The organism is Allobosea sp. GW821-FHT09G06 (genome assembly GCF_059416005.1).
Genome location: NZ_JBWKOI010000001.1, coordinates 511,534 through 521,793, shown reverse-complemented (window position 1 = coordinate 521,793; position 10,260 = coordinate 511,534). Strand labels below are relative to the sequence as shown.

Sequence of the window (10,260 nt, the reverse complement as noted above, 5' to 3'; positions counted from 1 at the left end):
GCCCTCAGGCCCCCACCACCCGCCTGCGCCCCTTCAGCCAGTCGCGGGTCCAGGAAAACACCGGCCAGAGCAGCGCCGCGAATGTCATCGCCGCCAACACGGACGAGACCGGCCGGTCGAAGAAGGGCAGAACCGACCCGTCGGACTTGATCAGCGAAGTCACGAAATTCTGCTCCACCATCGTGCCCATGACGATGCCGAGCACCATCGCCGCGACCGGATAGCCGTTCTTCTCCATCACGAAGCCGAACACGCCGAAGAAGGCGACGCACCAGACCGCGAACAGGTTGTTGCCCGCCGTCGCGAAGGCGCCGACCGCGCAGAAGATCATGATCACCGGCATCACTGCCGAGCGCGGCGCCCCGACGACCTTGCTTGCCAGCCGGATCATGATGATGCCGAAGGGGATCATGATGATGTTGCCGAGAATGAAGATGATATAGAGCGCGTACATGCTCTCGGCCTGGGTCGTGAACAGCGTCGGCCCGGGGTTCAGCCCCTTCATGTAGAGCACGCCGATCGCGATCGCGGTGATCGTGTCGCCGGGAATGCCGAAGAGCAGCGCCGGCACCCAGCCCGAGGCGAGCGAGGCGTTGTTGGAGGCGCCAGCCTCGATCAACCCTTCCGGATGGCCGGTGCCGAACTTTTCCGGCGTCTTCGAGAAGCGCTTCGACATGGCGTAGCTGACCCAGGCCGCCATGTCGGCCCCTGCGCCGGGCAGCACGCCGATGATGATGCCGACGATGTTCCCGCGCGTCTGCTGCTTCGGATATTCCTTGGTGAGCTTCCACTGCCCTTTGAGGATCGAGCCGAGCTTGCGGTTCTCGATCTTCGGCGGGTCGCGCTCGGTCAGCGAGCGCATCACCTCGGCCAGCGCGAAGACGCCGACCAATGCCGGAATGACCTCGATGCCGCCCAAGAGGTTGGTCGAGCCGAAGGTGAAGCGCGGCACGCCGCCGGGATTGTCGATGCCGATGCAGGTAATGAGCAGACCGAGCAGCATCGCCGCGATCGCCTTGATCGGCGAGGAGCGCGCCACCAGCGTCGAACACATCAGGCCGAGCATGGCGAGCCAGAAATTCTCGTAGGTCGAGAAGGACAGGGCCATTTCCGCCAGAAGCGGCGCGATCAGCATCAGCGAGAGCGTGCCAGCGATGCCGCCCAGCGCCGAAAACCACAGGCAGATGCCGAGCGCGGTCTCGGCCTGGCCCTTGCGCGTCATCGCATAGGCCTCGTCGGTATAGGCGGCCGAGGCCGGCGTGCCGGGAATGCGCAGCAGGCAGCCCGGAATATCGCCGGAGAAGATCGCCATTGCCGAGGCCGTGATGATCGTCGCGATCGCCGCGATCGGCGAGAGATAGAAGGTGACCGGCACGAGCAGCGCCGTCGCCATGGTGGCCGAGAGGCCGGGCAGCGCGCCCACCGTCAGCCCATAGAAGGCCGACGCCACGATGGCGATCATCACGTCGAATTGGAAAACCAGCCCGAAGGCCTTGATGACGGTATCCATCGTCAGGCCTCGCTCACCAGGGGAAGGGCAGCATGCCGCCGGGCAAAGGCACGCGCAGCAGCTTCAGGAAGATCAAGTTGATCGCGAAGGGCGCGATGATCGCGAGCGGCACCGCAAGCTTCGGCTTTGCGCCGAAAGCGAGGCTGCAGAGCAGCACCATGATCGCCGTCGTCGGCAGGAAACCCAACGTCTCGGAGGCGAGCGCATAGAAGGCGAGCAAAGCCGGCGGCAGCAAGGCCAGCCAGTTGCGCCAGGCCGGCACCGGCACGAGTTCCTCCGGCGTTGCGTGACTGACCACGTCAGCCTCGGCGACCTCCTCGAAATGGCGGCCGATCCCGAAGACGATCAGGCTGCCGCAGATCACGAGCCCGGCGCCGACGACCATCGGAAAGGCGGATGGGCCGACCTGCTGGCCGGGAACCGGCGGCAGCTTCGAACCGTAGAAGAAGGCGGTGGCGCCGAGCGCGGCAAGCGCTGAACCGGTAATGCGGTCGGATAGTTGCAAGGGCGCAACCTCCCTGGACGATCAGATCATGACGAGACGAAAACGCCGGGAGCGTTCTGCTCCCGGCGTCGTTGGTCTGGTGCCGCGTTAGCCCTTGGCGAGGCCTGCTGCCTTCATGGCGGAGGCCATGGAGGTGTCGCTTGCGGCCATGAAGTCGGCGAAGCCCTTGCCGTCCGCGAACTTCATGCCGAAGCCGCGGGCGTTCATGAAGTCCTGATAATCCTTCGAATCGAAGGCCTTCTTCAGCGCCGCCGTCAGCTTGGCCGCGATCTCGGGCGGCAGGCCCTTCGGCGCGCCGATGCCGCGCCAGGCACCGATCGAGTAGTTGATGCCGAGCGTCTCGTTGAGCGTCGGCACGTCCTTGAACTGCGGGTTGCGCGCGCTCGCCATGATCGCCAGCGACTTGGCCTTGCCCGCATCGATCATCGCGCGTGCTTCCGGCACGGAGCAGGTCACGATATCGATGCCGCCGGCCGCCAGATCCTGCATGCCGGGCGCCGCGCCGTTCGACGGGACCCAGGCGACGTGATCCGGCTTCAACCCCATCGCGACGAGCCAGCCGATCAGGGCGAGATGCCAGATGCCGCCCTGGCCGGTGCCGGACGCCTTGAGCTTGCCGGGAGGCGCCGCCTTGATCGCGTCGGCCAGTCCCTTGATGTCCTTGTAGGGGCCCGCGGTCGAGACCTGCACGCCCGGCGGGTCCTCGTTCATCAGCGCGAGCGAAGTGTAGCTCGTCGATTTCAGGTCGGTCAGGCCCTGATGATGCATCATGGCGATCTCGACGGTGAGCATGCCGATATTGTAGCCGTCCGGCGCCGCCGTCGCGATGGCCGAGTGGCCGACCACGCCCGAACCGCCGGTGCGGTTGACGACGTTGACCGGCTGGCCGAGGTCCTTTTCCAAGAGCTGCGCGACGATGCGCGCGGTGGCGTCCGTGCCGCCGCCCGCGCCCCACGGGCAGACCATGGTGATCGGCCGCGACGGATAGTTCGCCTGTGCGATGGCAGGCGCCGCGATCAGGCTCGCGCCGGCCGCGGCCGCGCCCTTGAGCACAGTTCGTCTGTCGATGAAATCGGTCATTACCCAGTTCCTCCGCTAAATCGATTTAGTGTCCGGGCGCTCCTCGTCAGCGACGGGGCTCCCTTGATATGACGGGCATCATCTGAGCCGATCGCGCGGCCAGTGACAACCTCTCATTTTGGCCGAGACTACAGCCCGCAGACGATGGGCTGGACAGCGCCGGAAACCCGCTCGACTACCGCGCCGGTGCTGAGCTCTGCCCCAGCGGCAGCCGCCGGCAGCGCGACGCCGGCCTTGCCGAGCACGGACTGAATCGCGGCCGCATCGGCAAAGGCGTAGCTGCGCTGCGGCGCGACGCCGGCGATCAGGATCTTGTCGGACGGGTTGTCGGTGACGATGCCGACAATCCGCCCCTGCCGGTCGAAGGCCGGCGCACCCGCCTGGCCCGGCTGGAGCGGCGCCTTGAGCGCCGGCTTGCCACCGGCCTGCACACCCTGCCCGGGCAGCGCGACGGCGACCCGCTTGCCGGCATCGTTGCCATAGGCGACCAGCACCAGCGCTTCGGAAGCGCCCGCGGCCTCGCTGCGCAAGCCTGGCGGCTTCGCCACGCCCGTGCCCTCCAGGTCGAGCAAGACAAGCCCACTCGCGTCGTCCTTGAGACGCAGCTTCGCATTCCGATTGCCGACGCGCAGGGCCCGGCAGTTGTCGACCGCTGCCGCCACGCTCAACGCGACCCGCTCGTTAAGCGCCAGCGCGACGCCATAGCGCTCATTGCTGCGCGCAGCCGGCGCAAGCAGTGACGACAAGCCCGAGGAGGAGCTCGCGGCCGTGCCGGCAACCGCCGAAGGCTGCGCCGGAACCGCCCCGGTCGGGAAGGGCTCGAAGCTGGCAGCAATAGCGATGACCAGCTTGTCGACGGTCGGCGCCAACGCCTTGTCATAGCCGATCGAAAACCCGCGCAGGCCCTGCGGCCCGGCCGAAAGCCGGCGATAGAAGCGCCCGGTCGGCGTCTCGCCGGTGACCACGAAGAAATCCGGACGCAGCAGCTTGTAGGTGATCTTGCGCGGGCTGTTCGGGCTGACGGTTATCGCTTTCTCGAAGATCGCCGCGAGATCATCCCCGCCGGGCGGTGTGGTCGAGGTGTCGAGCGTCACCTTCTCGTCTGCGCTCTGCCAGCGGCTGCCGCCGGAGGGCGTGACGTCGCGCTTCGGCAGGAGCTTTTGGGGGATGCCGATCTGCACCCCGGTCTTGTCGTCGGCCAGCACCTTGAACCCGGCCGCGTCGCGCGCCGCCTGTGCGGCCTTGGCGAGAGCTGCGCGCTCGGCCGGCGGCAGCAGACCATCGGCCGGGCCGCGCGTGCCCTTGAAAGCGTTGATCGCCCGGAAGGTCAGCGGGCCATAGGAGCCGGAAACCGCGCCGTTGAATTGCCCGGCCCAGATCAAATCGTTCTGGATCGCCTTGCGCTCGGCCTCGGGCAAGGCCTCGAACCCCGCTTGCGCTGCCGCCATCTGCGGCGAGGGGCCGGGCGCGGGAGCCTGCGCGCTAGCAAGGGGCGGGGCCAGCAGCACAAGCGCCACGGCGACACTGCGGAGCAGCGTGATTCGCGAGGGATGGAGAAGGGCGCGCGGCATGGGTCTCGTCCTTGAGAACGGGCGAAGCGGCTGCATTGAGCGTCAGAACGCGCCGCGCCGCAACCATGGCGAACGACTCCCGTAGCGGCATTCCCTAACCTCGCACGACCTGCATTCGCATGACTTGAACGCGCGCCGCACGGTGATAGCCTGCCGGCCCCGTCTCACGCCGTCATCGGCCTGAAGCCATGCCCGCGGATCCTTGGCTGACCGATCGACGAAGAGGACCGACGATGACCCTGCTTTCCCGTCTCGCGCTCGCCCTCTCGCTCACGCTAGCGGCGGCCCCTGCCCTCGCCCAGAAGGCTTATGTCCGCAACGACTTGCTCGCCGACGGGCAGCGACTGGAAGAGCGCCTGAAGCGCGAGGTCACCGCCGGGAATCGCTCGGCCGCCGACGCGATCCGCGCCGGCGAGGTCGCGCTCGGCCGCGGCGATGCCCGCTCTGCCCTGCCCCAGGCCAATGCCGCGATCGTCGCCGATTCCAGCAATGCCGCCGGCTGGCGCCTGATGGCGCGCGCCGCCAACGCGATCGAGCCGCGCGACTATCGCGAGCGCTGGGAACTGCGCGAGCGCGCCGTCGCAGCCGCCTATCTCGCCTATCAGCGCTCGACCAACCGCAATGACGAGGCGGCCTCGCTCGGCGTGCTCGCCCGCACCTTCGAGAAGAACGAGTTGTGGCGCCCGGCGCTGACCACCTATCGGCTCAGCCTCGACCTCGCCGCCAATACCGCCCTGCAGAGCTCCTATGAGAGCCTGCGCGAGAAGCGCGGCTTCCGCCTGCTCTCGAACAAGACCGATTCCGATGCCGCCTCCCCGCGCGCCTGCTTCGAGTTCTCGGAAGCGCTCGCACGCGGCCGGGTCGATTTCGCGCCCTATGTCGCGATCTCCGGCGGCAAGGGCGATTTCGCCGTCAGCGCCGAGGACCGCCAGATCTGCGTCGACGGCCTCAAGCATGGCGAGCGCTATGCCATCGTCATCCGCCAGGGCGTGCCCTCGGCCATCCCCGACGAGACCCTGCTGAAATCGGCCGATTACGAGATCTATGTCCGCGACCGCACGCCCTCCGTGCGCTTCACCGGCAAGAACTACGTGCTGCCGCGCACCGGCCAGCAGGGCATTCCGGTCGTCTCGGTCAATTCCGGCAAGCTCGACCTCGAGGTCATGCGGATCGGTGACCGCAACCTGATCAACTCCGTCCATTCCGAGGATTTCCTCAGCCAGATCGGCTCCTATTCCGCCAAGCAGATCTCCAGCGACAAGGGCCAGAGCGTCTGGACCGGCACGATGGACGTGAAGTCCGAATTGAACCAGGACGTGATCACCGCCTTCCCGGTGACCGAGGCGGTCGGCAGCCTGAAGCCCGGCGTCTACGTGATGTTCGCCAAGCCTTCGGGCGGACCCGCCACCGCGCCCGCCAGCGACGACGGCGATTCCTATGATGACGGCTCGACGCGGGCGACGCAGTGGTTCGTCGTCTCCGATCTCGGCCTGACCTCCTTCACCGGCCCGGACGGCGTGCATGTGCTCGCCCGCTCGCTGGCCGACGCCAAACCCATCGCCAACGCCGAACTGCGCCTGATCGCCCGCAACAACGAGGTGCTCGGCACCGCCAAGACCGATGGCAATGGCTATGCCCGCTTCGATGCCGGCCTCGGCAAGGGCCAGGGCGGCAATGCGCCGGGCCTCGTCACCGCCTCGCTCGCCGAGGATTACGGCTTCCTCGACCTCAAGCAGACCGCCTTCGACCTCTCCGATCGCGGCGTGAAGGGTCGCGTCGCCCCCGCCGGGCTCGATGCCTATCTCTATACCGAGCGCGGCGTCTATCGCTCGGGCGAGACGGTCTACCTGACGTCGCTGCTGCGCGACGCCAAGGGCGCCACTGTGGCCGGCCTGCCGCTGACCATCGTCGTCAAGCGCCCGGATGGGGTCGAGTACCGCCGCCGGCAGGTCGAGGACCAGGGCGCGGGCGGGCGCGCCCATTCGATCCAGCTCGTTTCCGGCTCCGCGACCGGCACCTGGCGCGTCCTCGCCTATTCCGATCCGAAGGGCCAGGCGATCGGCGAAATCTCCTTCCTCGTCGAGGACTATGTCCCCGAGCGGCTGGAACTGACGCTGACGCCGAAGGCGCCGCTGCTCCAGGCCGGCCAGCCGGCCGAGCTCGATGTCAACGCGCGCTATCTCTACGGCGCGCCGGGCTCCGAGCTCGACGTCACCGGCTCGATGACGATCCGCGCTGCGGACGCCAGCGCCATCCCCGGTTTCAAGGATTATCAGGTCGGCCTCACCGACGAGGCTTTCGAGCCCGTCCAGAGCGAGTTCGAGGAGAGCACGACGACCGACGCCGCCGGCAAGGCGAGCATCACCAACCCGGTCCAGCAGGCCGACACGAATCGCCCGCTCGAAGTCGAGATGACCGTGCGCGTCGGCGAGCCCGGCGGGCGCGCCATCGCCCGCTCCGTCACCTTGCCGATCGTGCCCAAGGGCGCCGCCATCGGCGTGAAGAAGCTGTTCCGCGACGGCGATCTCGGCAATGGCCAGACCGCCAATTTCGAAGTCATCATGGCGACCGGCGACGGCAAGCGCCTTGCCCGGCCCGGCGTCAAATGGGTGCTGTCGAAGGTCCGCCGCAACTACCAGTGGTTCTTCCAGGACGGCCGCTGGAACTATGAGGGCGTCAAGACCACCCGCCGCGTTGCCGATGGCGAGATCGCCGTAGTGGAAGCCGCTGGCGCGAAGATCGCCGCGCCCGTCGAATGGGGCAATTACCGGCTCGACGTGACCTCGGACGGCAACGAGGCAGCCGAGACCTCGGTCTCCTTCAGCGTCGGCTATGAGAGCGACAAGACCGCCGATACGCCGGATGTGCTGGATGTGGCGCTCGACAAGGCTGCTTACGCCGATGGCGAGAGCCTGCAGGTCCGTCTCTCGCCGCGCTTCGCCGGCAGGGCGACGCTCGCCGTCGTCACCGACAAGGTCGCGGATATCCGCACCATCGACATCACCGAGGGCGGCACCTCGGCCAGCATTCCCGTGAAGGCGGAATGGGGCGCCAGCGCCTATCTCGTCGTGCTCGCGCATCGCCCGATGGACGCCAGCGCCAAGCGCCTGCCGGGCCGCGCCATCGGCCTGTCCTGGTTCCAGATCGGCAAGGAGACGCGCACGCTGGCGCTCGATCTCGGCGCGCCCAAGCTGGTGCGCCCGCTGACGACGCTGTCGCTGCCGGTCAAGGTCACCGGCGTGAAGGCCGGCGAAGAAGCCTATGTCACGCTGGCGGCCGTCGATATCGGCATCCTCAACCTCACCCGCTACGAGAGCCCCGACGCCAGCAAGTTCTTCTTCGGCCAGCGCCAGCTCGGCCATGACCTGCGCGATCTCTATGGCTACCTGATCGACGGCATGCAGGGCACGCGCGGCGCGATCCGCACCGGCGGCGACGCCGCGCCCAAGATGGATGGCGAGAAGCCGACGCAGGAGCCGCTCGCCCGCTATTCCGGCGTCGTGAAGGTCGGGGCCGATGGCACGGCGAAGATCGATTTCGACATGCCGGCCTTCAACGGCTCGGTCCGCGTCATGGGTGTCGCCTGGTCGGCCGGTCGCACCGGGCAGGCCAGCGCCGATGTGATCGTGCGCGACCAGATCGTCGCCCAGGCGACGCTGCCGCGCTTCCTCGCCATCGGCGACCAGTCGCGCTTCCATCTTCAGGTCGACAATATCGAGGGTCCGGCCGGTTCCTACACCGTCGATCTCGACGTGAAGGGCCCGGTTCTGGTCGCCGCCGACGCCACCCGCCGCACCATGCAGCTCGGCGCCGGCGCCAAGACGCAGATGACGATCCCCGTCACCGCCGCAGGTCTCGGCCGCGCCGAGTTCGACGTGCGCGTCTCCGGCCCGAACGGCATCGGCACCGTGCAGAACCTCGCGGTCAGGGTACAGCCCTCGGCCGCGACGATCGCGCGCCGCATCGTCCGCGCCATCCCCGGCAATGGCGGGGCGATCACCGTCTCGTCCGACCTGCTGGCCGATCTCGTGCCGAATTCCGGGCAGGTCTCTGTGACGGTCTCGCCCTTCGGCTCGCTCGACGTACCGGCCCTGCTCAAGGCGCTCGACCGCTATCCCTATGGCTGCACCGAGCAGACCGTCTCGCGCGCGCTGCCGCTGCTCGCGGTCAACCAGCTCGCCTCGCTGGAGCAGCTCGCGCTCGACGACAAGGCCGACGAGCGCGTCGTCAACGCGATCGAGCGCGTGCTCGCCCGTCAGGGCGGCAATGGCTCCTTCGGCCTCTGGGGCGTCGGCGGCGACGATCTCTGGCTCGACGCCTTCGTCACGGATTTCCTGACGCGGGCCCGCGAGAAGCAGTTCGCGGTGCCGCAGATCGCCTTCAACCTCGCGCTCGATCGCCTGCGCAATCAGGTCGTCAACACCAGCGAGATCAACAAGGAGGAAGCGGCCGGCATCGCCTATGCGCTCTATGTGCTCGCCCGCAACGGCCGGCCGGTGATGGGCGACCTGCGCTATCTCGCCGACAACAAGCTCGGCGATTTCGCGACGCCGCTCGCCCGTGCTCAGATCGGCGCGGCGCTCTCGGCGCTGGGCGATCGCGGCCGCGGCCGTGCCGCCTTCGGCAGCGCGCTGGGCCTGCTCCAGCAGGCAAGCGACGATGGCTTCTCCCGCCCCGATTACGGCTCCCGGCTGCGCGATGGCGCCGGGGTGCTCGCCCTGATCGCGGAGGCCAATGGCGAGCGCGCCGATATCTCTCGCGCCGTCTCGATCCTCGACGCCACCCGCAACAGCGCCCGCTACAACTACACCTCGACGCAGGAGCAGATGTGGATGGTGCTGGCGGCGCAGGCCATGGCCAAGGACGCCGAGGGCATGACGCTGACGGTCGACGGCACGGCTCGCAAGGGTGCGCTCTACCGCACGCTCTCGGCCGAGGCGCTGGAGGCGAAGTCCCTGACCATCGCCAATCCCGGCGCCGGCAATGCCCAGGCGGTCATCACCGTCGCCGGCATCCCGACCGCGCCGGAGCCTGCGCTCAATCAGGGCTTCGGCCTTGAGCGTGTGATCTACACGATGAAGGGCGAGAAGGCCGACCCGGCGCGCCTGCGCCAGAACGAGCGCTATGTCGTGGCGCTGACGGTGACGGAGGGCGCGCCGCGCTATGGCCGCCTGCTGCTGGTCGATCCGGTTCCGGCCGGACTGGAGATCGAGAATGCCAACCTGACGGAAGGCGCCTCGGTCGCGGGGCTCGACTGGCTGAAGCAGGAGGTCTACCCGGTCCATACCGAGGCGCGCGACGACCGCTATGTCGCGGCCTTCGAGCGCTCTGGCTCGCGCAGCGACAAGCTCGCCTACACCGTCGCCTATATCGCGCGGGCGGTTTCACCCGGCCGCTACGTCTCGCCCGCCGCCGTGATCGAGGACATGTACCGGCCGGACCGCTTCGGCCGCACGGGCTTCGGCGCGGTGGAGATCACCTCGGCGCGGTGATGAGTGCGCAGCCTGAAAAGCGACGCACCACGGCGCCCCCTCTCCCCTTGCGGGAGAGGGTTGGGGTGAGGGGTCGCGCCGCCCTCGATCGTTGGCGCTCCT

General features: G+C 68.2%; 5 protein-coding genes. 1 reads left to right on the top strand and 4 read right to left on the bottom strand.

Features of this window, described 5'->3' with window-relative positions; translation table 11 throughout:
- Positions 1 to 4: 4 nt before the first annotated feature.
- The 4 genes from AC07NY_RS02555 to AC07NY_RS02540 all read right to left on the bottom strand — a co-directional run bounded on the left by AC07NY_RS02555 (position 5) and on the right by AC07NY_RS02540 (position 4,666).
- Positions 5 to 1,510, bottom strand: a complete 1,506-nt coding sequence (locus AC07NY_RS02555; protein ID WP_494581582.1) for a tripartite tricarboxylate transporter permease — start codon at positions 1,508 to 1,510, stop codon at positions 5 to 7.
- 13 nt (positions 1,511 to 1,523) lie between these two features.
- Positions 1,524 to 2,015: a tripartite tricarboxylate transporter TctB family protein gene (locus AC07NY_RS02550; RefSeq protein ID WP_494581580.1), complete on the bottom strand. Its 492-nt coding sequence runs from the start codon at positions 2,013 to 2,015 to the stop codon at positions 1,524 to 1,526.
- A gap of 87 nt (positions 2,016 to 2,102) precedes the next feature.
- On the bottom strand, positions 2,103 to 3,095 hold the full coding sequence (locus tag AC07NY_RS02545; RefSeq protein ID WP_494581578.1) for a tripartite tricarboxylate transporter substrate binding protein: 993 nt from the start codon (positions 3,093 to 3,095) through the stop codon (positions 2,103 to 2,105).
- A gap of 128 nt (positions 3,096 to 3,223) precedes the next feature.
- Complete coding sequence (locus AC07NY_RS02540; RefSeq protein WP_494581576.1) at positions 3,224 to 4,666, bottom strand: serine protease; 1,443 nt, start codon at positions 4,664 to 4,666, stop codon at positions 3,224 to 3,226.
- Positions 4,667 to 4,899: 233 nt separating this feature from the next.
- Between AC07NY_RS02540 and AC07NY_RS02535 the strand changes: the two genes are divergently transcribed.
- On the top strand, positions 4,900 to 10,158 hold the full coding sequence (locus AC07NY_RS02535; protein WP_494581574.1) for an alpha-2-macroglobulin family protein: 5,259 nt from the start codon (positions 4,900 to 4,902) through the stop codon (positions 10,156 to 10,158).
- Positions 10,159 to 10,260 lie beyond the last annotated feature (102 nt).